Source organism: Buchnera aphidicola str. APS (Acyrthosiphon pisum), from assembly GCF_000009605.1.
Lineage (GTDB): Bacteria > Pseudomonadota > Gammaproteobacteria > Enterobacterales > Enterobacteriaceae > Buchnera > Buchnera aphidicola_I.
Map to the genome: position 1 here is coordinate 322,542 of NC_002528.1, position 25,149 is coordinate 347,690.

Genomic DNA, 25,149 nt, shown 5'->3' on the forward strand with positions numbered 1-25,149 from the left:
CTATCTATAATTGTCAAGGATTATTTTATAAATTATTTCTCTGGATTATGAAAAGAATAAAAATATTTAATCATTATTTTTAAGAAGTTTTTTTATTAAATAAAATTTAAATATTTTTTTTAAATAAATTTCTTAATAAATTAATAATCCACTTGAGACGCAAATAATCATTTTTTAAATGCAAAATAAATTTTATTCTTGTAGAAGTTTCCATTTTCCAGATTTTTGGTTCTTTTTGAAACATTTTCAGTAAATATTCAGTATTTATAGAACCATAATCATTAAATTCTATTATGCCTATGTTATTATTAGATTTAATATATTTAATACCAATTTTATCTGCTATTAATCGAATTTTAGCAATTAGAATTAAATTCTTAGAAAAATCAGGTAGTTTACCAAATTGATCAATTAGTTCATATTTTATTTCTTCTATTTGTTTTTCATGTATAGCGTTGGCGAGTTTTTTATAAAAAAATAATCTTGTATTAATGTCTAATATATAACTACTAGGTAGTAGGGAAGATACATGTAAATCAATTTCTAATGGTTTTTTTAATGATTTTTCAACAGAAAAAATTTTTCCATTTTTTAGTAAATCAATAGCATTTTTCAACAAGTCCATATATAAAGAAAAACCTATATTTTTTATATGTCCGCTTTGTTCTTTACCTAGTATCTCACCTACTCCTCTAATTTCTAAATCTTGATTAGATAGAGAAAAACCTCCTCCAAAATTATCAACTGATGAAATTGCTTCTAATCTTTTTTTGGCATCTGAAGTGATTTTATTAAAATTGTTGACAAGTAATAAAGCATATGCTTGATTATTTGATCGACCAATACGTCCGCGAAGTTGATGTAATTGAGATAATCCAAAATGATCAGAATTTTCAATAATAATTGTATTAGCTCTTGCTATATCAACACCACTTTCAATAATCGTAGTACAAATCAAGACATTGAATTTATTGTTGTAAAATTCATTCATGACTTTTTTTAAATCTATATTCTTCATTTGTCCATGACCTATTTTAATACTAGCTTCGGGAATTAATATTGATAATCTTTCAGCGATGTTCATGATATTTTGAACTTTATTATATATATAATAAACTTGACCGCCTCTTGATATTTCACGTAGTATTGTTTTTCTTATTAATATAGGACTATATTCTTGAATAAAAGTTTTAATTGCCAATCTTTGAGCTGGAGGTTTTGCTATAATAGATAGATCTTTTATACCAGTCATAGCCATATTTAAAGTACGAGGTATAGGCGTAGCTGTTAAAGTCAGTATATCAATATTAGAATATATTTTTTTTATAATTTCTTTATGACTCACGCCAAACCTATGTTCTTCATCAATAATTAATAGTCCGAGACTACACCATTCTATATTTTTAAATAGCAGTTTATGAGTACCTATTATTATATTAATTCGTCCGTTTTTAGTATGCTTAAAAATTAAATCTTGTTCTTTTTGTGTTTGAAATCTAGATAATATATTAATATTAACAGGCCAATTAGAAAAACGAATTTTGAAATTTTTATAGTGTTGTTGTGCTAATAAAGTAGTTGGCACTAAAATAGCTACTTGTTTTTTATTAGATACAGCTAAAAAAGAAGCACGCATCGCTATTTCAGTCTTTCCGAAACCGACATCACCACAAATTAAACGATCCATAGGAATTGGTTTAGACATGTCTTTTAGTACGAACTTCATTACTTCATTTTGATCTGATGTTGTTTTAAAAGAACAGTCATTACAAAACAAGTCATATTTTTCTATGTTTTTTTTAAATGCAAAACCTGTTTTAGATTCTCTTTTTGCATAAATATGTAGTAATTGTGCTGCATGATCGTAAACCGTTTTACTAATTTTATGTTTTTCTTTATTCCAATCATCACCACCTAATTTGTGAAGAGGAGCATTTTCTATAGATGTTCCGGTATAAGGTGAGACAAGATGTAGATTTGAAACCGGTACATATAATTTATCCCCTTCTGCATATGAAATAACAAGATATTCAGATTGTATGCTAGCAGTTTCTATAGTTGTTAATCCTTTATACCTTCCAATACCGTGTTCAATATGCATAACTGGATGATTTAAAATCAATTGAGATAAGTTAAATTTATTAATATTGTTAGTATTCTTTTTTATATTACCAATATATTTATCATCAATTAATATTGGCAACAAATCTTTTGTACAAAGAAATAAAATATTATTTTTTTTATCTATAAATCCATTTTTGATCTCTTCTATCATGTAAAAATAATCAATTTCTTTCTTAATATCAATAATTCTTTTAATATATTGTGGGTGTATTTTATGTCTCATTAAAAATCTTAAAATTTTTTTTAAAGATTTTTCTTCTGTCAAAGAAAATATTATTTTTCCTGAAAATGAATATAAATAGGACAATAACTGATTATTTTTTTTTTGATTATTTACATTATAAAATAGATCTAGTAATTTTTGATATTTAAAATTAATAATTTTTTTGTTTTTTAAAATTTTATTTTTTGTAATTTTCATAGAACGTATTTCTTTAAATAAAGTAATAATTTTTTAATTTAAATTAAACTAATTTTTATTCATATTATATTTTTTATAAATTTAAAAATATTTCTTAAATAAATATTTTAAATGTGTATTTAAAAAAATATAAATAATAATTATTTTATTTTACATTTTATTATATTAAAATTTATACTATAAATATTTTTATATTTTAATAAAAATACATTTTATATAAATAAAATACTGATATTTTTTCTTTTTATTTTTTTAAATTACTATAATGATAATTATAGTATATAATAAAATAAGTAAAATAAAGAACAAAAAAATTATCAATATAAATAAATAAGGATGTAATTTCTTTTTTTTTATTCTAATTTTATATAAAAAAAGAATTTGCATCGAATCGATAAAATAAAAATTTTTATTTTCAATTGAATATATTCAAAACATTCAATAAAAACTTTATAAATTTAAAATGACATCAGAATGTATAAACCTATCTCTCTTTTTATTGCTTTACGTTATTTATGGAATACTCATTTACCAAATTTTAAAAAAATAATTACAATTCTATCTATTATAGGTATTAGTATAACGACAGCTTCACTAATTATTATTACATCTATAATAAATGGATCTGAGAAAAATTTTGAAAAAAATATTTTATCATTTATTCCACATTTAATAATAACTAATAAAAATCAATGTATTAAAAAAGATCAATTTCCTGAAAATATTTTAAAATTAAATAATATTAAAAATATTTCTGATTTAATTAGTAAAGAAATCATTGTACAAAGTAAAAACGATATTTCTATGGCAGAAGTAATAGGAATTGACCATACAAACTATTACAATATTCATAACTATAATATTAAAAGTGTTTTAAAAACACTTAAGCCTGGATATTATAATATAATTATAGGAAAACAGTTAGCTAGAAAACTTAATGTATTTATCGGTGATAGACTGAAACTAATTTTTTTATCCAACACAAAAAATTTTTTTTCAGGAGAAATTTTCAAACAACGTACATTTAAAATAATTAATTTTTTTTCAACTAAAAAAGAAGTTGATTATTATCAAATTTTAATGAACAAAGAAGACAGTTTGAATTTTTTAAATTATTCTAAAGATTATGTTACTGGTTGGCGCGTATGGTTGAAAAATCCACTATCTTTAAATGTTAATGAGATAAAAAAGATAACACATCCATTATTTTTATTGGATTGGACGACACAAAAAGGTGAACTTTTTAAAGCCATGAAAATTGAAAAATATATCATGTTTCTTTTTTTGTTTTTAGTTTTATTAGTATCTATTTTAAATATAGTTGTTATTCTTACTATATGTACAGTAGAAAAACAAAATGCTGTTGCGATTTTACAGACACAGGGATTGCTGAATTGTAAAATTATGTTAATATTTATTATATTTGGTTCAAGCACCGCAATTATTGGTAATATATTAGGTACACTAATTAGTCTCACATTAATAATACAAAATGATTTTTTGAAATTTTTTATTAACATTTTTATTGATGAAACAAATATCCCTATAATTGTTATTCCATATCAAATTTTTTTTATTAATATTACTATTACATTATTTACCATACTATCAACACTTTATCCATCTTGGAAGGCTATCCAATTAAAACCATCTAGAATTTTGTCCAATGAATAATATTATCATAAAATGTATTAATTTGAATAAGTCTTACAAAGACGGCGATTTTACTTATACAATTCTAAAAAATATATCATTTCAATTAAATAAAGGAGATATAGCAGGTATTATTGGAAAATCAGGATCAGGAAAAACAACTTTTTTACATTTACTCGCAGGATTAGAGAATCCTACTTCCGGTGACATATTATTTAATGGTAGATTATTTAGTTCTATGTCATCTAATAAAATGTCAAAATTTAGAAATATTGAATTAGGTTTTATATATCAATTTCATCATTTAATGTTAGATTTCAATATATTAGAAAATGTTTCAATGCCTCTTCTGATTAGTAATAAAAGCAAAAAAGATTCTGAAGAAATAGCATATAACATGCTAAAAAAGTTTAATTTAGAAGATAAGATAAAAAAATATCCTTCTGAATTATCTGGAGGAGAAAGACAGCGTGTTGCTGTTGCTAGAGCATTTATTAATAAGCCATCTTTAATAATAGCAGATGAACCTACTGGAAATTTAGATGAAGACAATACAAATATTATCTTTAATTTAATCACAGAATTAAATTCTGATTATAATACTTCGTTCATAATTGCCACACATGATCCTACTTTAATAAAAAAGATACCTGTTTTGTTTAAAATAGAAAACAATCAGATATTTAATTATGAAAGTTAATTAAAAAGAAACATTCAATGAATTCTTTACCTTTTTTAATTGCAAAAAAATTTTCTCTTAAGAAAAACAAAAATTATTTAATATTTTTAACCTCTATTTTATCTAAAATAGGAGTTTCCATTAGTATATTTGCATTAATTGTTAGCGTTAGTGCATTAAATGGATTTCAGGTGTTATTGAATAAAACAATTTTATCGAATCTACCTCATGGAATTATGAAATTTACTGATCAATCATATTTCAAATGGCATAGTATGATAAAAAAAATAAATATTTTACCAGGAATTACTTATTCTGAACCTTATATTGTTACTAAAGGACTATTAGTTATCAAGAACCAAGTAAAACCAATTGAAATTAAAAGCTTTAGTAATATAAAACATCTTAAAAAAAAATTTTTTTTTCATCTGAAAATGATAATTTTTTAAAAAAAAAAGGCAACGAGTGTGAAATTATTCTTTCATCTTATTTATCAAAATATTTATCAATCAAAAAAGGTAATTGGATTAATATATTTTTTTTAAATAAAAAAGATAATGATCTTAATTCGCAGATACAAAATTTTTCTTTAAAGATTGCAGGTGTATTTGAATCCAATGGAATATTAGATTCAAAAATAGGATACGTTCCCTTGAGTTTTTTTAAAAAATTTTTTAATGCAGATAAAAATATTAATACAATCGAACTACATATGTCTGATCCCTTAAATGCTGATAAAATCATTTTAAATGCTGCAAAGAAAATCAACACACCTTTTTTAGCGTATACATGGATTGATAGTTATAAATATATATACGATGATATTAAGAAAATTAAAGCAGTAGTATATTTGGGTCTTTTATTACTTGTAATAATTTCATGTTTTAGTATTGCATCTATTTCTTTAATTACTGTATTTAAAAAAACACAAGAAATTGCTATTTTACGAAGCATGGGGGCTAATAACCGTCTCATTCAAATAATTTTTTTATATTATGGATTACGCTCTATTATCATTAGTAATTTAATTGGTCTTTTTATAGGAATAACGACTATTTTAAATTTCAAGAGAATCTTACTCTTTTTAGAAAAAAACTTTAAAAATAATATGTTGTTAGATAACATTTATTACAATAATTTTTTTATGTTAAAAATAAATTTTCTAGATGTAATAATTATATTTATAAGTACTATGATAATAGGAATGATAACAAATTGGTATCCAGCATATTATGCTTCAAAAATTGATCCTAGTAAAATATTAAAAGAATATTAATAAAAACATTTTTTAATAAAACGCAAACAAAATAAGATTCCACATCTTATTATAAAAATAATTTTTACAATGGTGAAAAATATGACGATTAAAGTAGGTATTAATGGATTTGGTCGTATTGGACGTGTATTATTTCGACTCGCTCAAAAACGTTCAGATATTGAAATCATAGCTATTAATGATTTACTGGCTCCTGAATATATAGCTTATATGTTGAAATATGATTCAACACATGGTGTTTTTAAAAAACATATTACATTTGATAAAGATAATATTATTATTAATGGAAAAAATATCCGTGTTACTTCAATAAAAGATCCTGAAAAATTAATGTGGCATGATTTATCAATTGATGTAGTAATTGAATCAACAGGTCTTTTTTTAAAAAGAGAACAGGCTTATAAACATATCTTAGCTGGTTCAAAAAAAGTAGTAGTTACAGGTCCATCAAAAGACGATATTCCAATGTTTGTGAGGGGTGCTAATTTTCATAAATATCAAGGGGAAAGTATCGTATCTAATGCATCATGTACTACTAATTGTCTAGCACCTCTTTCCAAAGTAATAGATGATAACTTTGGTATTATTGAAGGTTTAATGACAACTGTACACGCTAGTACAGCAACTCAAAAAATTGTTGATGGAGCTTCTGATAAAGATTGGAGAGGTGGTAGAGGGGCATTACAGAATATTATCCCATCTTCTACCGGAGCAGCTATTGCTGTAGGAAAAGTTTTACCAAATTTAAATGGAAAATTAACTGGTATGGCATTTCGAGTCCCAGTATCAAATGTATCTGTAGTTGATTTAACAGTTCGTTATAAAAAATCTGCTACATATTCTGAAATATGTCAAAAAATTCAACAGGCTTCTCAAAAAGAAATGAAAGGCATAATGGGATACACGGAAGATGAGGTTGTTTCTACAGATTTTAATGGTGAAGAATTAACCTCTATTTTTGATGCTAAAGCAGGTTTATCTTTAAATAAAAATTTTGTTAAATTAATTGCTTGGTATGATAATGAAACAGGTTATTCTAGTAAGGTTCTTGATTTAGTATCTTTAGTATCTAAAAAATAGATGTTCATATAACTAATAATTATAAAAATATCATATTTTATTCTAAAAAATAATATTTATACTTTCATTAGAAATAATGATGGGTATATTTTTTATATATAGCAGTATTAATTTTTAATTTAATACTGCTATTATATTTTTAAAAATATTTTAATAATATTTAAAATTTTTTTCCATAATTTGAAATTTATTATTTTCTATACATATTTTATATAAAAAAATAATTTAATTTTTATATCAATGCGAAATAAATATATATATATGTGAATTGAAAAATTTAGTTTAAAATAAACTAAAAAAGTCTATTATTCTAAATAATATTTTTTATATTTAATGTGTATTAAAATAAGGAATAATTTGTTTTACCCATTGCTTTATTCTATATTCAGTTTTATTTGCTTGACGATCTTCATCTAAAATTAGTCCATAAAAATATTTTTTATTCAGTAAAGCTTTAGATTGCTCAAAATAATAGTCTTCTGTAGACCATTTTCCAATTATATTCGCTTTATTTTTTTTTAAAATATCATAAATGGTACCTATTGCATCGCAAAAATATTCACTGTAATCTTCTTGATCACCGCATCCGAATAATGCCACAATTTTATTTGAAAAATTGATTTTTTTTAAAGTTGGCAAGAAATCATCCCAATCACATTGAACTTCACCATAATACCAAGTAGGGACTCCAAATATTAAAAAATTAAAATCTTCAATGTCTTTTTGGGAAGTATTACTAATATCGTATAAACAAGAAACATTATCACCTATATATTTTTGAATTAATTTTGCTATCTTTTCTGTGTTTCCAGTATCACTACCAAAAAAAATTCCTATTTTTTTCATTTTAGTCTCTTGTAATAAAATATATTTTTAATATAGATATATGTTAATGTATTAATGTGTATTTTTTTTCTACTACAAAGTAAAAATTAATTTTTATTTTTATAAAAAAATGAATTTATAGAAAGAACTATTCTAAAAATTCTTCTATAAAATAATATTTCCTAACAATATTTTTCAGCTGAGTTAATATATTAAATATAAATATTATGCAAAAAAATTTAATTTGGTTCCGTAACGATCTTCGTGTATATGACAACACGGCTCTACATCAAGCATGTCAAAATGATACAGATAAAGTAATAAGTTTATTTATTTCTACTCCGAAGCAATGGCATAATCAATCCGTTTCTAAAAAAAAAATATCTTTTATGTATTATCATTTAATTTCTTTACAAAAAGAACTATTAAAATTAAATATTATTTTATATTATCATGAATCTACTGATTTTTTAAATTCTATAGAATATCTTATTTTTTTTTGCAAAAAACATAAAGTCAATAATTTATTTTATAATTATGAGTATGCAATCAATGAACGTTATCGAGATTATTTAGTAAAAAAAAAACTATCTCAAAAAGGGTTTCTTGTAAAAGGTTTTCACGATAATCTTTTATTTTCAAATAGACAAATCAGAAACCAAAAAAATGAAACATATAAAGTTTTTACTTTTTTTAAGAAAAAAGTAATACAAAATTTACATAATAATATTCCACAATGTTTTCCTGTTCCCTCTAAACGTAAATCTGATAGAGATATTTTTTTAACTTCTATTTCTTTGAAAAATGTAAATTTAAACTTTAATAAAAATTTCTTTCCTGTTGGAGAAAAAGAGGCTATTAATCGTTTAAAAAATTTTTGTATATATAAATTTAATGATTATTTTCTTAAACGAGATTATCCCTTTTTAGATGCTACTAGTATGCTGTCTCCATATTTATCAGCAGGAATAATATCATCTCGATATTGTCTTAAAGTGCTTTTAAAAACAAAAAACAGTCTTCCATTAAATGTTCTTCTTACGTCTCCTTGGTTTGATCAGATATTATGGCGTGAATTTTATTACCATTTATTAATTGGATTTCCAAAAATTAGTAGATCTGAATCATTAGTAACATGGGAAAAAGAAATTCATTGGATAAATAATATAAAACATTTTAATGCCTGGAAAGAAGGAAATACAGGTTTTCCTATAATAGATGCAGGAATGAGACAATTAAACGAACTAGGATGGATGCATAATAGATTAAGAATGATTACATCTAGTTTTTTAGTAAAAAATCTTTTGATTAATTGGCGAGAAGGGGAGGAACATTTTATATCTAATTTAATCGATGGAGACTTAGCGCTGAATAATGGAGGATGGCAATGGTCAGCGTCAGTGGGATGTGATTCTGTACCTTATATAAGAATTTTTAATCCATTACATCAATCAAAAACTTTTGATGAATCGGGTAATTTTATAAAGAAGTTTATACCAGAATTAAAAAACGTGCCTAATCATCATATCCATCAACCACATGAATGGTCAAAACAAAAAAATTTTAAAATAGATTATCCTAATCCTATTATTAATTATAGTGAAAGCAGAAAAACATCTTTATCGCTATTCAAACAAGCTCGATTAAAACTTCATAAAAATGGACTGAAAAATTCATGAACAATTTTCTTTTAGAAGATATTATCAATAAAAAATTATTATCTAATCAGTATCAAGATACAGTTCCGAATGGTTTGCAAATCGAAGGAACAGAAATAGTAAAGAAAATTATTACAGGGGTGACTGCTTGTCAGGCTTTATTAGATAAAGCATTATTTTATAATGCCGATACTTTAATAGTTCATCATGGTTATTTTTGGAAAAATGAATCAAAATATATACATAACATGCAGAGACAACGATTAAAAACTATATTATCTCATAATATTAACTTGTACAGTTGGCATTTACCTTTAGATGTGCATCCTAAATTAGGAAATAATGCTCAAATCGCTAAAAAATTAAATATTGATATTCAAGGTAGTATTTTGCCTTATGTTTTATGGGGAACAACAAAAAACAAAATGACAGGTTTTGAATTTGCTAATAAAATAGAAAGAAAATTTAAAAAATATCCTATACATCTATACGAAAATGCTCCATTGTATATTAGTCGTGTTGCTTGGTGTAGTGGTCGAGGACAAGGTTTTATTAAAAAAGCATGTGCATTTGGAATTGATGCTTTTTTAACCGGTGAAATTTCAGAAGAAACTACTCATATTGCTAAAGAATTAGGTATTCATTTTTTTTCTTTAGGCCATCATGCTACCGAAAAAGATGGCGTTAAATCTTTAGGTGAATGGTTGCAGAGAAAGTATGATTTATGTGTTGATTTTATTGATATTTATAATCCCGCTTAATTTTATTAAATAAAAAAGCGATTATGATAAATACAGTGAAGCGAATGTTATTATTAGAATTAATTTGATATTTTTTATTTAAAATTTTCATCACATTTTATTTAATAATTTTTAAAAGAATATTATGGACAAAAATAAAATAGAATATTGGTTAAATTCCTCTTGGTTATCTAGAGAAAACCAAAATTATATAGAAACAATATACAAAAGTTTTCTAACAAATGCCCAGTCTATTGACGATATGTGGCATAAAGCGTTCTTAGAATTTTCTGAGGAACAAAAAAATACTTATGAAAGAAATAATACAAAAAATAATAAATACCTTCTTATAAAAAAAATAGATCATATGATTCACGCATTTCGTTCAGAAGGCTATCAACAATCTTTAATTGATCCACTTAAATTAAAAAAACGAACAAAAATTCATGATTTAGATCTTTCGTTTTATAATTTTACAGAAGAAGAAACAAGGCAAACTGTCGAAATTAATTTTAAAAATTGTACTAATTTTCGAACTAACATTATAAGTTTATACAAGATATTATATAAAAAATACTGTGGATCTATTGGTTTTGAATATATGTATGTCAATAATTTATTAGAAAAACAATGGATTACCAATCATATAGAATCTTTCTTTAATGAAAATGTATTCACTATAGAAGAAAAAATAAATTTTTTAAAAGAATTAACTTATGCTGAAACTTTAGAAAAATATATTGGAAAAAAATTTCCTGGAGCTAAACGTTTTTCTTTAGAAGGTGCAGAAACATTAATTCCTGTATTACATGAAGTAATAAGATTTTCAAAAAAAAATAATATTTCCAAAATAGTGTTGGGCATGGCTCATAGAGGTAGATTAAATGTACTGATAAATGTTTTAAACAAAAGTCCTAAAGTTTTATTTGATGAATTTTCTAATTTAAATCTATTTCAAAAAATAAGTGGCGATGTTAAATATCATATGGGAGGTACTGCTGAAATTCAATATGAAAAAAAAATAATTTTTCATATGGCATGTAATCCATCTCATTTAGAAATAATCAATCCTGTTGTTTCAGGAATATCTCGATCCTATATTGATAATATGAAAAATATAGACAATGAAGTTTTACCTATTAGTATTCATGGAGATGCTTCTGTAATTGGTCAAGGTGTAGTACAAGAAACATTAAACATGTCTCAAACAGAAGGTTATAAAGTAGGAGGCACAGTTCATATTATTATTAACAATCAAATTGGCTTTACTACTTCTAATCCCAAACATCTTCGTTCTAGTGAATATTGCACTGATGTGGCTAAAATAATTCAAGCTCCTGTATTTCATGTTAATGCGGATGATTTAGAAGCATCTATTTTTGCTATTCAATTAGCTCTTCATTTTAGAAAAATATTTAAAAAAGATGTTTTTATAGATTTAGTGTGTTATAGACGCAATGGACATAATGAAGTAGATGAACCATCTGTTACACAACCTATAATGTATCAAAAAATAAAAAATCATCCTACTTCAAGAACAATATATTCTGATGTTTTAATATCTAAAAAAATAATTACATCTGAAAAAAATCAAGAAATTATGAATCAATATTTATCTAAATTACAAAAAGGTCATTATATTTTCTCAAAATCTAAAAATATACATTTTAAAAATGAGTTTTTTTTAGAAGAAAAAAAGATAAAAAAAATAAAAAAAGATGTAAATTTCTCTGATTTAAAAAATTTAGCTTGTTTAATCAACCAAATTCCTGATTCAGTAAAAATGCACCAGAGAGTTAAAAAAATCTATGAAGAAAGATTAGAAATGGCTCAAAGATTAAAATTATTTGACTGGGGTGCTGCTGAAACATTAGCTTATGCAACAATTCTCAATGAAGGAATTTCCTGTCGTATTTCAGGAGAAGATGTAAGTAGAGGGACTTTTTTTCATCGTCATGCTTTTATTCATAATCAAATTAATGGTTCTATTTATATCCCACTGAATAATATTAGTAAGAAACAAGGAAAATTTCAAATTTGGGATTCTGTTTTGTCAGAAGAAGCCGTTTTAGCTTTTGAATACGGATATTCTTTATCTTCTCCTAATACACTTACTATTTGGGAAGCTCAGTTTGGAGACTTTATTAATGGTGCACAAATAGTAATTGATCAGTTTATAAGCTCTGGTGAACAAAAATGGAACAAAAAATCTAATTTAGTTGTGCTTTTACCTCATGGTTATGAGGGACAAGGACCTGAACATTCATCTTCTAGAATTGAACGATTTCTTCAGCTTTGTGCAGAAGAAAATATGCAAATATGTATACCAACTACATCATCACAAATATTTCATATTTTTCGAAAACAAATATTTGATAAAATTTTAAAACCATTAATTATTTTTACTCCTAAATCTTTATTAAGAAATCCGATGGCTAGTTCTTCTTTTGATGATCTTGTCTATGGTAAATTTCAGAAAATATTAGATGAAGTTGATAATGTTAATAAAAAAGAAATTCGTCTCATTTTTTGTTCTGGAAAAATATATTATGATTTATTACGAAATCGTCGTGAAAAAAAAATTAATTCTATTATTTTAATTCGTATTGAACAGTTATATCCATTTCCTGAAGGAGAAATATTAAAAATATTAAAAAATTATTTTTATATAAAAGACTTTATATGGTGTCAAGAAGAACCGTACAATCAAGGTGCGTGGTTTTATATCAAAGATTGTTTAAGTAATATTTTACCGTTAGATGCTTCGCTAAAATATATTGGTCGTTCCTCTTCAGCTTCACCTGCAGTTGGTTATATTTCTATCCACAAAAAACAACAAGAAAAAATAATTTATAATGCATTAAATATTAATTAAATAATAGGATAAAGAATGAAAAAAATAAATATTCTTGTTCCAGATTTACCAGAATCTATTAGTGATGCAACAGTTGTAAAATGGCACAAAAAAATAGGAGATACAGTTCACTGTGATGATAATATAGTTGATATTGAAACAGATAAAGTCATGTTAGAAGTATCTTCTCCATGTGATGGAATATTACAATCAATTTTAGAAAAAGAAGGGAAAGTAGTTATATCTCAACAAACACTTGGTGAAATAAACAAATCTACTGTGGTTGATAACCATCTTTCCAATAATCATATTATTGAAAAAGAAGATAATTTATTAAAAAAAGAAGAAAAATATATAACTACGGAAGAAAAAAAAGAAATAGAATATTTATTAAAAGATAATCACAAACATCTGACTCCATCTATGAGACGATCAGTCAAAATACATAATATTAATAATGGTTTTTTAAATCAAGTGATCGAAACAAGTAAAAAAACTAATTTTGAAAATATTATAAAAGAAGAAAAAAAAGAATCGAATCAAATTTTATTCAATCATAATATATTTAATGCGAATGAAAATAATAAAAATAATAATAATAAGGTTACGAATCGAGTAAAAATGACTCGATTACGACAAAGAATTGCAGAACGATTACTAGATAGCAAAAATAATACAGCTATGCTAACTACTTTTCATGAAGTAAATATGAAACCAATCATACTTTTACGTAAAAAGTATGGTGAAGATTTTGAAAAAAAACATAATGTTAGAATTGGATTTATGTCTTTTTTTGTAAAAGCAGTCATTCAAGCATTAAAAAATTTTCCAGAAATTAATGCTTACATAGATCAAACAGATATAGTTTTTTATAAAAATTTCGACATCAGTATTGCTATTTCGACGCCAAGAGGGTTGATTACTCCGGTAATAAGAAATGCTGATACAATGACAATGGCAGAAATTGAAAAAAAAATAAAGGATTTTTCTATAAAAGGATTGCAAAATAAAATCAATATAAAAGAATTAATGGGTGGCAATTTCACCATTACTAATGGTGGTGTTTTTGGTTCCTTAATGTCGACTCCTATTATTAACCCTCCTCAAACAGCCATATTAGGTATGCATGTAATTCAAGAACGTCCAGTAGTTGTAAATGGACAAATTAAAATTCTTCCAATGATGTATTTAGCATTATCTTATGATCATCGTTTAATAGATGGAAAAGAATCTGTCGGTTTTTTAATCAATATAAAAAATATATTAGAAGATTTTAATCGTATTGCAATTGATGTGTAGAATTATTTTTAATAAATTAATATATAGCGCTTAAAAAGTACGATCATTAAATTACTTACAAACTAGCGTACTTTTATTATATAAAAAAAGAGGAAAAATGAAAATTAATCAAGTAGTTTTAATTAGACATGGTCAAAGCGAATGGAATACATTAAATAAATTTACTGGTTGGCATGATGCTGAATTAGATAAAAAAGGAAAAGATGAAGCTAAATTTGCTGCTATCTTATTAAAAAAAGAAAAATTTTTTTTTGATTGCGCACATACATCATTATTAAAAAGAGCAATTCATACTTTGCAATATATTTTAGATGAATTAAACCAAACCTGGTTGTCAGTTAAAAAATCCTGGCGTTTAAACGAACGACATTATGGTGCATTAGAAGGGTTAAATAAAGATGAAGTTATTGAGAAATATGGACAAAAACAAGTTCTTCTATGGAGAAGAAGTTTTGATATTAGTCCACCTCAGATTAATATAAAAGATAAACGCTTTCCAGGAAACGATCCACGCTACTCTCATTTAAATATTCATGACATCCCTCTAGGAGAGAGCTTAGAAAAAACTGCAAAACGAGTTATTCCTTATTGGAACAAAATTGTTTATCCAGAATTAAAAAATAATAAAAAAATACTTATTGTAGCGCATGGAAATTCTTTACGTGCCTTGATACAACACTTATATAAAATAGACAATAAAGCTATTTTGGATTTAAATATTCCTACTGCACAACCCATTATCTTAGATTTCGATAATGAAAAAAATCCAATTAAATGGCACTATTTAACATAATTTTATTAAAAAATATTTCTTTACATTCCTTAATACTTCGATACTAAATTTATCTAGTTGTATTTATATGAATTAATATAAATATATTTTTAAAATAATCATTTTTAATAGATTTTTTAAAATTTCATTATCCATGAAAAACAAAAAAATAAAATTTTATAAAAATCAAAACAAGAGGTTCTAATGATTAAAAAAATTGGAGTTTTAACTAGTGGTGGCGATGCTCCAGGGATGAATGCCGCAATTAGAGGGGTTGTTAGAACAGCACTTAGTGAAAGATTAGAAGTATTTGGAATTTATGATGGATATTTAGGTCTATATGAAAACCGTATGGTGCAACTTGATAGATATAGTGTATCTGACATGATTAACAGAGGTGGGACATTTTTAGGGTCAGCTAGATTTGCTAGTTTTTATCAAGACAAAATACGCTCAATTGCAGTGCAAAATATAAAAAAAAGAAAAATAGATGCTCTTGTTGTCATTGGAGGTGATGGTTCTTATATAGGAGCTCAAAAATTAACAGAAATGGGTATTCCATGTATTAGCATTCCAGGTACTATCGATAATGATGTTTCAGGTACTGATTATACAATAGGTTATTTTACAGCTTTACAAACAGTGGTTGAAGCTATTGATCGATTGCGCGACACTTCTTCTTCTCACCAACGTATTTCTATTGTAGAGGTGATGGGTAGACATTGTGGAGATTTAACATTAGCTGCAGCTATTGCTGGTGGATGCGAATTTATTGTTTTACCAGAAATTGACTATAAAAAAGAAGATCTAGTTATCGAGATTCAAGCTGGCATTGCTAAGGGCAAAAAACATGCTATTGTTGCCATAACTGAATACATTTGTGATGTAGAAGAATTAGCACAATATATTGAAAAAAAAACTAATCGAGAAACTAGAGCGACAATTCTTGGACATATCCAAAGAGGGGGTGCACCTGTAGTATATGATCGTATATTAGCATCAAGAATGGGTGCATATTCAGTTGAATTATTAATAAAAGGTTATCAGGGAAAATGTGTTGGAATACAAAATGAAAAAATGGTTTTTAACGATATAAAAAACGCACTAAAAAATATGAAACGTACTTTTAAAAAAGATTGGTTGATTACTGCTAAAAAGTTATACTAATATAAAATTAGTGCCGGTTTCACCGGCGCTCTAGTTTTTAAATAAGGTAATATAGGTTTTAAAAAATGAATATTTATAGAAAAAAAAATATCATAAAAAAATGTTTTATGGAGTTTTTTGGAACAGGTTTGGTAATGTTTTTTGGCATAGGATGTTTAGCTGCTTCGAAGTTAACAAATGCTAATTTTACTCAGTTTGAAATTAGTTGTATTTGGGGCTTTGGAGTGTCTATAGCCATCTATTTTAGTTCTTCAATATCTGGAGCTCATTTAAATCCAGCTGTTACTATCTTTTTTTGGTTGTCTTCCAAATTGAATAAAAGAAAGGTCCTACCGTATATCATATCTCAAACACTTGGTTCTTTTTTTTTTACGATGCTAACATATTATCTTTATAATAATTTATTAATTTCATTTGAAAGAAATAATAATGTTGTAAGAGGAACTCAGGAAAGTCTTAATTTAGCTTCTATTTTTTGTGTTTATCCGAACTATAATAATAGTTTTATTTACGACTTTATAATAGAAATATTTTCAACTGCACTTTTTATTCTGATTGTATTAGAATTTAATAATAGAAACAGTAATTATTTTTTATATAATAGATCTGTAGCACCTATCTTAACGGGTTTTTTAGTCTGCATGATTAACTTAGTTATAAATCCTTTAAATAATATAAGTTTAAATCCAGCCCGAGATTTAGGTCCGAAAATACTTCTAAGTTTAACTGGATGGGGTCTTTTTTCCTTTACTGGAGGAAATGATAATATTTTATATTGTTTTATACCAATAATGGGTCCTATTTTAGGAGCTAATTTAGGTGGTTGGATACACAAAACTCTAATCAATAATAGTTAATTATTTTTTTATGAATAGTGTTCGTGTGCTATTTTTATAATTTCTAAAAATTCTTTAGCACTTAAAGATGAATTTCCAATTAATAAACCATTGATGTCTGGTTGTTCAATAAACTTTTTTACATTAGTATGATTAATAGATCCACCGTATTGAATTATTATATCATTTCTATTGATTGAGCTATATTTTAAAATATAATTTTTTATAAATACATGTATTAGTTGAACATGTTCTGGATCTGCTGATACACCAGTTCCGATGGCCCAAATAGGTTCATAGGCAATTATTATATTTTTAAATGCTGATGTGCCTAAATTTTTTAATATCAAATTTAATTGTCTTTGAATAACCTGCTCGGTTTGATTATGTTTTTTTTCTATTTCTGTTTCACCTACACACAATATAGGTGTTAAATTTGATTTTTTAATTAAATGAAATTTTTTTGCAATGATATCATCAGTTTCATGATGTAAAAAACGTCTTTCGGAATGCCCTATAATCACATATTTTACTCCTATATCTCGCAGCATCAAAATAGAAGTTTCACCGGTAAATGCTCCGTTTAAATTAATATCTACGTTTTGCGAACCAAGAAAAATGTTCATATTGCTTATATTTTTACATACTCGTTCTAAATATATAGTTGGAGGAGCAATAATAACAGTGTTTTTTTCTAAATAACTTGATGAATATAATTTTAAATATTTGAAAAAACTAGAAATCATTTTTATATTTCCATTTAATTTCCAGTTAGCTGTAATGAAGAATTTTTTCATATTTCACCTTAGTGATTTTTTAAATGATAGAAACTAAGCTTCTTTTATGAAAAAGTTATATCAAACTTAGTTTCTATTATAAAATACATTAAGAAGTATTATTTATGTATATTTGCTCGATCTCGTAATTTTTTTCCTGGTTTAAAATAAGGTACATATTTTTCATTTAGTTTGACTGATTTGCCAGTCTTAGGATTACGACCAATGCGAGAAGATCGATAATGTAAAGAAAAGCTACCAAATCCTCGAATTTCAATTCTTTTTCCATTTGCTAATGATATTATCATGTGTTCTAACATTTCTTTTGCAGCACGCTCTATCATTTTATTTGAAATATTAATTTTTTGTTCAGCAATTCTTTCGAATAGTTCTGATTTTATCATAAACCCTCTATATTTATAAATTTTAAAAATTCATTTATTTTTTATTATTTTAAAATATTATTGCATAATATAATTTATTTTCCATGAAAAATTAATTATTCAGTATTTTTAGCAGCTTTGAATGCTTCTGTCATTACGTTAGAAAAAGAATCGTCATTTGTTTTATTGTTAGAAGGTGCTGTTAAGTCTTTTTTTTCATCTTCATCTATCATATGAATTGTAAGATAAATAATTCTATTTTTTCGGTCAAAACTCGATAATTTAACTAAAATTTTATCTTCAATTTTTAATTTATTGATCATTGTTTCAGAATAAACACGAGTAATTTCAGTTAATTTTATTACACCTTCTAAATTTTCTGGTAGTTTTACAATGATGTTTTTTTTATCTAAAGATTTAATTATTCCAGTAATAATTGCACCTTTTTTGTGATTTGCAATATATGTATTAAAAGGATCTTCTTCTAATTGTTTAATCCCTAAAGATATACGTTCTCTTTCTGCATCTACTTGAAGAACTACAGCAGAAATTTCATCATTCTTTTTGTATTTTACAACTGCTTCTTCACCAGGTATTGTCCAAGAAATATCAGACAAATGTACTAATCCGTCAATGCCTCCATTTAAACCAATAAAAATACCAAAATCTGTAATGGATTTTATTTTTCCAAGAACATGAACCCCTTTTTTATGAGTTTCAGAAAACTCTTTCCATGGATTTATTTTACATTGTTTTAAACCAAGAGAAATGCGACGACGTTCTTCGTCAATATCTAACACCATTACTTCAACTACATCATTAACTGTAACTACTTTTGACGGATGAATATTTTTATTAGTCCAGTCCATTTCAGAAACATGTACAAGACCTTCGACTCCTTCTTCAATTTCTACAAAACAACCATAATCTGTTAAATTAGTTACACGGCCACTTAATTTTGTTTCTTCGGGATAACGTTTAGAGATTGCTATCCATGGATCTTCGCCTAGTTGTTTTAATCCTAATGATACGCGTGTTCTTTCTCTATCAAATTTTAAAATTTTAATATTGATTTCATCACCTACATTAACTATTTCACTAGGATGTTTGACTCTTTTCCAAGCCATATCAGTAATATGTAAAAGACCATCTACACCACCTAGATCTACAAAAGCTCCATAATCAGTTAAATTTTTAACAATACCTTTAACGTGCATCCCTTCTTGTAAATTTTCTAATAATTGATCTCTTTCGGCACTGTTTTCTGATTCAATTACAGCACGACGTGAAACAACAACATTATTACGCTTTTGATCTAATTTTATTACTTTAAATTCTAACTCTTTTCCTTCAAGATGTATTGTATCTCTCACTGGACGAACATCTACTAAAGAACCGGGTAAAAATGCACGTATATCATTTAATTCAACAGTAAAGCCACCTTTAACTTTACCATTAATAATTCCAATGACTGTTTCTGATTTTTCATGAGCTTTTTCTAAAATCAACCACGCTTCATGACGTTTTGCTTTTTCTCGAGATAAAAGTGTTTCTCCAAATCCATCTTCAATAGCATCTAAAGCAACATCAATTTGATCTCCTACCTGAATATCTAATAAACCTTGAGAATTTTGAAATTGTTCAACGGGAATAGCAGATTCAGATTTAAGACCAGCATCAACTAAAACCATATCTTTTTCTATAGAGACGATGGTGCCGCGAATAATAGAACCTGGACGAGTTTTAATTTCTTTTAACGATTCTTCAAATAATTGAGCAAAAGATTCATTCATATTAATAATTTTGAGAAATTTTTATTGAACGTTCATCTTAACTTCATGCTAAAATGAGCCTGTTTTATATATCTTATAATAATCCTTATTAAAGAGTGTGATATCAAAATATCAAATTAATTTTTAATCATGTTTTTATCTTTTCAATAATATATCCCATGGCAGTTTTAATAACTTCCGACAAACTCATATAAGTAGAATCTAATATTATAGCATTTTTTGGTATGCATAAAGGAGAAATTAATCGATTTTGATCACGTTTATCACGCGTCTTCATTTGTATAAATAATTTCTGAAAATCAACATGATAACCATTTTTTTTTAATTCTAACATTCTTCTTTTAACACGTACTTCCAAATCAGCATTTAAAAAAAATTTAATTATAGCATCTGGAAATACTACTGTACCCATATCACGTCCTTCTGCTACTAAACCCGGCATACATCGCATCAACCTTTGTTTTTTGAGTAAAATTTTTCTAACACGAGGATAAACTGACAATTGAGAAGACACTTTACTAATTATATCTAGATTTTTTGACTTATAAAAATAATTAATAGTTTTTTTTTAATTAATTCGGAATCTAGATTATCTAATAAGTTAACAATATTTTTTTCTATCATAGTAATATTTTTATTTAATACCAAAAATGCTAGTAATCTATAAAATTGGCCTGACTCTAACAACGACCAATTCAATTTATTTGCTATTATTTTAGAAAGAGAGCTTTTGCCAACACCACTAGGGCCGTCAATGGTGACAACAGGAATGTGATTTATCATATTTTAATTTTTTTATTATTAAAAAATTGTATTAAAATTTTTTTTTAAAAATTCATCAGATTTTACTGATAGATAAAAAATCTTTAAAATAAGATGGAAAAGTTTTTGAAATACAATTAGGATTAAGTATGTTGACACCTACTCCAGATAAAGATATAAGTGAAAAACACATAGCCATGCGATGATCGTTATAAGTTTCAATACTAGAGTATTGAAAAAAAATAGGTGGAGAAATAGATAAAAAGTCTCTACCCTCTTCAACTATAGCACCGATCTTTCTTAATTCTATAGTCATGGCAGATAAACGATCAGTTTCTTTAACTCGCCAGTTATATATATTTCTAATAATCGTCGTGCCTTTAGAAAAAAGAGCTAAAATTGCCACAGTCATTGCTGCATCAGGAATATGGTTCATATCTAAATCTATTGCGTTTAATTTATTACGGGTACAAGTAATAGAATAGTCTTCCCAAAAAATTGTCGCTCCCATTTTTTCAAGAATATTTGCAAATTCTATATCACCTTGAATACTTTTTTTGCCAACACCAGTAACTTTAATAGAACCACCTTTAATAGCAGCAGCAGCTAAAAAATAAGAAGCTGAAGAAGCATCTCCTTCAATTGTATATTTTCCTGGTGTTTTATACTGTTGTTTACCTTTAATATAGAATACATTATAAGAATCATGTTCAATATTGACTCCAAAAATTTTAATTAAATTCAATGTAATATCAATATAAGGTTTAGAAACTAAATTTCCTTTTATAAAGATTGTGGTATCTTTTAAAGCAAGAGGAGTACTTATTAATAATGATGTTAAAAATTGACTAGAAATATTCCCATTTAAAAAAATAGAACCTCCTAAAAAACCCCCTTTTGTACATATAGGAGGATATCCTTTATTTTTTTTATATTCTATAACAGCACCTCCTTGTATTAAAGCGTCGACAAGGTCTCCAATCGGTCTTTCGTGCATTCTATCATCGCCATTTAATAAAATGTTATTTTTATGTAAAGATAATACAGAAAGAAGAGGTCGTATAGCAGTACCTGCATTTCCTAAATACAATGAAATAGCTTCAGATAAATGAAAAGGTCCTCCTATTCCTTGAACATGACATGTTTTTTTATCATCAGATAAATTATACCTAACTCCTAGTTTTTTTAAAGCATTCAACATGTGTTGAGTGTCATGACTATTTAGTAAATTAGTTAAACATGTTGTGCCCTTAGCTATTGAAGAAAGTAATAAAACTCTATTCGAAATACTTTTTGAACCCGGCAAACAAACAGTTCCATTTACATGAGAGATTGGTTTTAAATCAAGAGAATTTTGCATGATAAATATACGCTCTATTTAATTAAAGTTCAAAAATAGTATTTTAAAAAATAAACTAGAGATAATTCATCCATATCGCTTTTCAAAATACGACATAAATTTTACTAAAGATTCAACACCTTCTAATGGCATAGCATTATAAAGAGATGCACGCATTCCACCTACTATACTATGCCCTCTTAAATAATTTAAACCTGTTTTAGAAGCTTCTTTTAAAAAAATATAATTTAATTTAGGATTAACAAGATGAAAAACAACATTCATTTGTGATCTGTGTTTACTATTTATTTTATTTATATAAAAATCACTATTATCTATTTTTTTGTATAATAAATCTGATTTTTTTTTATTTAATTTTTCAATTGCTTTCAAACCACCTTGTTTTTTTAACCATTTAAAAACTAATCCTGATAGATACCAAGCAAACGTAGGTGGTGTATTGAACATAGAATGATGGTCTGATATTTTTTTATAATCTAAAATCGAAGGAGTCATCTTCGACGAATATCCTATAATATTTTTTCGAATAATAATTATAGTTATGCCTGCAGGACCAATATTTTTTTGAGCACCTGCATAAATGAGATCATAGTTTTTTATGTTAATTGAACGCGATAATATAAAAGATGAAAAGTCTCCAACAACAATTTTGTTTTCAAAGACCGGCTCTTCATAAATTGATAATCCATCTATTGTTTCGTTCGGACAATAATGAATATATGCAGAATTTTCGTTAATATTCCATTTATGCATTGGTAAAAGGGATTCTTTTACACCATTAGTTTCTCTGATAAATATAGATCGAGGAGTGCAGTATTTTTTAGCTTCCATGAAAGCTGAATTTGACCAATAACCACTATTAATATAATCTGCTGTCTGTAAATTATTCAATAAATTCATTGGAATAGCGGAAAATTGGCCCCTAGCACCGCCTTGACAAAACAATACTTTAAAAGAATCTGGTATTTTTAATAAATCTCTTAAGTCTTTTTCAGCTTCTAAAGCCATTTGAATAAATTCTTCACTACGATGACTGATTTCCATTATAGAAGAACCTAAATTCTTCCAATTATGCAATTCTTTTTTAGCCTGATTAAGAACATCTCTTGGAATCATAGCTGGACCGGCACTAAAATTATAAATTAAATTCATGATTCCACCAATGAAATTTTTTCTATTTTATTAATCAACTAGTTTATAAATTCTAATCCCTGCATATATTTCTTTTGTAAAACTTTGGGAATCTCTATGCGACCATTAGAATGTTGATAATTTTCTAAAATAGCAGCTAATGTTCTGCCTATTGCCAAACCAGAACCATTTAATGTGTGTACAAAAAAATTTTTTTGTTCAGATTTTTTTCTATAACGAGCTTTTATACGACGAGCTTGAAAATCGCTCATATTAGAACATGATGAAACTTCTCTATATTTTTTTTCAGAAGGAAACCAAACTTCTAAATCGTAAGTTTTTACTGCTGCAAAACCTGTATCCCCTGTGCATAAAAGCATTTTTCTATATGGTAAATTTAGAAGTTGTAAAACTTTTTCCGCATGATTAGTTAGTTTTTCTAATGCTTCATAAGATTTCTCTGGTTTAACAATCTGTACTAATTCTACTTTATCAAATTGATGCAATCGAATTAATCCTTTAGTATCACGTCCATAAGAAGATGCTTCTGATCGGAAACAAGGAGTATGTGCAGTTAACATGATAGGTAAATCTTTTTCGTCTATGATTTGATCATAGACTAAATTAGTTAATGGAACTTCTCCAGTAGGAATTAATATGTACTTTTTTTTATCTGTCAAATTTATATGGAATAAATCATCACTGAATTTTGGTAATTGTCCTGTTCCATATAGAGCTTCAGAATGAACTAAATAAGGAACATAAGATTCTATATAACCATGTTTTAAAGTATGCAAGTCTAACATAAATTGACTAAGTGCACGGTGTAAAAGAGCAATTTTTCCCTTCATTATAACAAATCGTGATCCTGACATTTGTGCAGAAGATTTCCAATCTAATTCGTTAAATTTTTTTCCTAGCTCTATATGATCTTGGATTTCAAAATCATACTTCTTTTTTTGACCCCAGTATTTAATTTCTTTATTATTAATCGATGTATTTCCCTCTGGAACATCGTCAGAAGGAATATTAGGTATGCACATAGAAAAATGATGTATTTTTTCTTTTAAAGAATTAAGTTCAATTTTAGAAGCGTTTAAATCTTTACTTGACTGTATAACTTGATGTCTTAACAATTCATTTTTATTCTTAATATTTTTGTTTTCTTTAAATAAATTTGATAAAGCATTATGCTTAAATTGCAAATTTTCAGTTTGAATCTGTAAAGTTTTTCTTTTTTCTTCCATAGAAGAAATTTTAGAAATATTTAATTTATAACCTTTTTTTAATAGTTTTTTGGCTGTTAAATGTAATTCATTTCGTAATAAATAAGGATTTAACATAGAGTGTTTTGCTCTTTTTGATTATCAATGAAATTGTTTTTTTAAAAAATGTTAAATTTTTTTATAAGTGAATCATATATACAAAAAAATATTAAGTTTTATTTATAAAAACAAAGAATATTCTTTAAATCTAAAATAATAATCTTAATAGATTAAAATCTATTTTATATTATTTAAAAAAATATAATAGTGCTGTTATTAAACAATTTAATTAAAA

General features: G+C 25.7%; 22 protein-coding genes. 12 read left to right on the forward strand and 10 right to left on the reverse strand.

The window, feature by feature from the left end; all coding sequences use genetic code 11:
• Positions 1 to 106: 106 nt before the first annotated feature.
• Positions 107 to 2,545, reverse strand: a complete 2,439-nt coding sequence (mfd, locus tag BU_RS01560; RefSeq protein ID WP_010896053.1) for a transcription-repair coupling factor — start codon at positions 2,543 to 2,545, stop codon at positions 107 to 109.
• Positions 2,546 to 3,019: 474 nt separating this feature from the next.
• On the opposite strand from mfd, the gene BU_RS01565 reads away from it, so the two are divergent.
• The 5 genes from BU_RS01565 to gap all read left to right on the forward strand — a co-directional run bounded on the left by BU_RS01565 (position 3,020) and on the right by gap (position 7,233).
• Positions 3,020 to 4,219 (forward strand): lipoprotein-releasing ABC transporter permease subunit, encoded by a 1,200-nt coding sequence (locus tag BU_RS01565; RefSeq protein WP_009874249.1) that lies wholly within the window; start codon positions 3,020 to 3,022, stop codon positions 4,217 to 4,219.
• A complete protein-coding gene (gene lolD, locus BU_RS01570) occupies positions 4,212 to 4,898 on the forward strand; it encodes a lipoprotein-releasing ABC transporter ATP-binding protein LolD (RefSeq protein WP_010896054.1) in 687 nt (228 codons plus the stop codon). The genes BU_RS01565 and lolD overlap by 8 nt, the downstream gene beginning before the upstream one ends.
• Before the next feature lie 17 nt (positions 4,899 to 4,915).
• On the forward strand, positions 4,916 to 5,326 hold the full coding sequence (locus BU_RS03190; protein WP_231834384.1) for a hypothetical protein: 411 nt from the start codon (positions 4,916 to 4,918) through the stop codon (positions 5,324 to 5,326).
• A 203-nt stretch (positions 5,327 to 5,529) separates the two neighbouring features.
• Positions 5,530 to 6,153, forward strand: a complete 624-nt coding sequence (locus BU_RS03195; protein ID WP_226988354.1) for an FtsX-like permease family protein — start codon at positions 5,530 to 5,532, stop codon at positions 6,151 to 6,153.
• Between the two features lie 81 nt (positions 6,154 to 6,234).
• On the forward strand, positions 6,235 to 7,233 hold the full coding sequence (gene gap, locus BU_RS01580; RefSeq protein WP_009874251.1) for a type I glyceraldehyde-3-phosphate dehydrogenase: 999 nt from the start codon (positions 6,235 to 6,237) through the stop codon (positions 7,231 to 7,233).
• 330 nt (positions 7,234 to 7,563) lie between these two features.
• Here gap and fldA read toward each other — a convergent pair whose 3' ends face one another.
• Entirely contained in the window at positions 7,564 to 8,079 is a 516-nt protein-coding gene (gene fldA / locus BU_RS01585) for a flavodoxin FldA (RefSeq protein ID WP_009874252.1), read from the reverse strand.
• A 206-nt stretch (positions 8,080 to 8,285) separates the two neighbouring features.
• Here fldA and phrB point away from each other — a divergent pair, with 206 nt between their 5' ends.
• From phrB to BU_RS01620, 7 genes are all read left to right on the forward strand, one after another.
• Entirely contained in the window at positions 8,286 to 9,737 is a 1,452-nt protein-coding gene (gene phrB, locus BU_RS01590; protein WP_010896056.1) for a deoxyribodipyrimidine photo-lyase, read from the forward strand.
• On the forward strand, positions 9,734 to 10,477 hold the full coding sequence (locus BU_RS01595) for a Nif3-like dinuclear metal center hexameric protein (protein ID WP_009874254.1): 744 nt from the start codon (positions 9,734 to 9,736) through the stop codon (positions 10,475 to 10,477). The genes phrB and BU_RS01595 overlap by 4 nt, the downstream gene beginning before the upstream one ends.
• Before the next feature lie 124 nt (positions 10,478 to 10,601).
• A complete protein-coding gene (locus BU_RS01600) occupies positions 10,602 to 13,331 on the forward strand; it encodes a 2-oxoglutarate dehydrogenase E1 component (protein WP_010896057.1) in 2,730 nt (909 codons plus the stop codon).
• 15 nt (positions 13,332 to 13,346) lie between these two features.
• Positions 13,347 to 14,609, forward strand: coding sequence for a dihydrolipoyllysine-residue succinyltransferase (gene sucB / locus BU_RS01605; RefSeq protein ID WP_010896058.1), 1,263 nt, complete (start codon positions 13,347 to 13,349; stop codon positions 14,607 to 14,609).
• Positions 14,610 to 14,706: 97 nt separating this feature from the next.
• Positions 14,707 to 15,402, forward strand: coding sequence for a 2,3-diphosphoglycerate-dependent phosphoglycerate mutase (gene gpmA, locus BU_RS01610; protein ID WP_010896059.1), 696 nt, complete (start codon positions 14,707 to 14,709; stop codon positions 15,400 to 15,402).
• 183 nt (positions 15,403 to 15,585) lie between these two features.
• Positions 15,586 to 16,548 carry a 6-phosphofructokinase gene (gene pfkA / locus BU_RS01615; RefSeq protein ID WP_009874258.1) on the forward strand — a complete coding sequence of 321 codons (963 nt, stop codon included), beginning with the start codon at positions 15,586 to 15,588 and terminating at the stop codon, positions 16,546 to 16,548.
• Between the two features lie 65 nt (positions 16,549 to 16,613).
• Entirely contained in the window at positions 16,614 to 17,405 is a 792-nt protein-coding gene (locus BU_RS01620; protein ID WP_010896060.1) for an MIP/aquaporin family protein, read from the forward strand.
• Between the two features lie 8 nt (positions 17,406 to 17,413).
• On the opposite strand, the gene tpiA is transcribed toward BU_RS01620, so the two are convergent.
• The 8 genes from tpiA to serS form a co-directional block, all read right to left on the reverse strand.
• A complete protein-coding gene (gene tpiA / locus BU_RS01625) occupies positions 17,414 to 18,181 on the reverse strand; it encodes a triose-phosphate isomerase (protein ID WP_009874260.1) in 768 nt (255 codons plus the stop codon).
• Between the two features lie 98 nt (positions 18,182 to 18,279).
• Positions 18,280 to 18,564 carry an integration host factor subunit beta gene (gene ihfB, locus BU_RS01630; RefSeq protein ID WP_009874261.1) on the reverse strand — a complete coding sequence of 95 codons (285 nt, stop codon included), beginning with the start codon at positions 18,562 to 18,564 and terminating at the stop codon, positions 18,280 to 18,282.
• 95 nt (positions 18,565 to 18,659) lie between these two features.
• Positions 18,660 to 20,336 (reverse strand): 30S ribosomal protein S1, encoded by a 1,677-nt coding sequence (gene rpsA, locus BU_RS01635; protein WP_009874262.1) that lies wholly within the window; start codon positions 20,334 to 20,336, stop codon positions 18,660 to 18,662.
• Between the two features lie 127 nt (positions 20,337 to 20,463).
• Complete coding sequence (locus BU_RS03220; RefSeq protein WP_014498899.1) at positions 20,464 to 20,850, reverse strand: (d)CMP kinase; 387 nt, start codon at positions 20,848 to 20,850, stop codon at positions 20,464 to 20,466.
• Between the two features lie 14 nt (positions 20,851 to 20,864).
• Complete coding sequence (locus BU_RS03225; protein WP_164927334.1) at positions 20,865 to 21,119, reverse strand: (d)CMP kinase; 255 nt, start codon at positions 21,117 to 21,119, stop codon at positions 20,865 to 20,867.
• A gap of 55 nt (positions 21,120 to 21,174) precedes the next feature.
• The gene (gene aroA / locus BU_RS01650; protein WP_009874265.1) at positions 21,175 to 22,458 is read right to left on the reverse strand and encodes a 3-phosphoshikimate 1-carboxyvinyltransferase; all 1,284 of its coding nucleotides are present in this window, start codon (positions 22,456 to 22,458) and stop codon (positions 21,175 to 21,177) included.
• A 66-nt stretch (positions 22,459 to 22,524) separates the two neighbouring features.
• The gene (serC, locus tag BU_RS01655; protein ID WP_009874266.1) at positions 22,525 to 23,610 is read right to left on the reverse strand and encodes a 3-phosphoserine/phosphohydroxythreonine transaminase; all 1,086 of its coding nucleotides are present in this window, start codon (positions 23,608 to 23,610) and stop codon (positions 22,525 to 22,527) included.
• 38 nt (positions 23,611 to 23,648) lie between these two features.
• Positions 23,649 to 24,932, reverse strand: coding sequence for a serine--tRNA ligase (serS, locus tag BU_RS01660; protein ID WP_009874267.1), 1,284 nt, complete (start codon positions 24,930 to 24,932; stop codon positions 23,649 to 23,651).
• Positions 24,933 to 25,149: the final 217 nt, after the last annotated feature.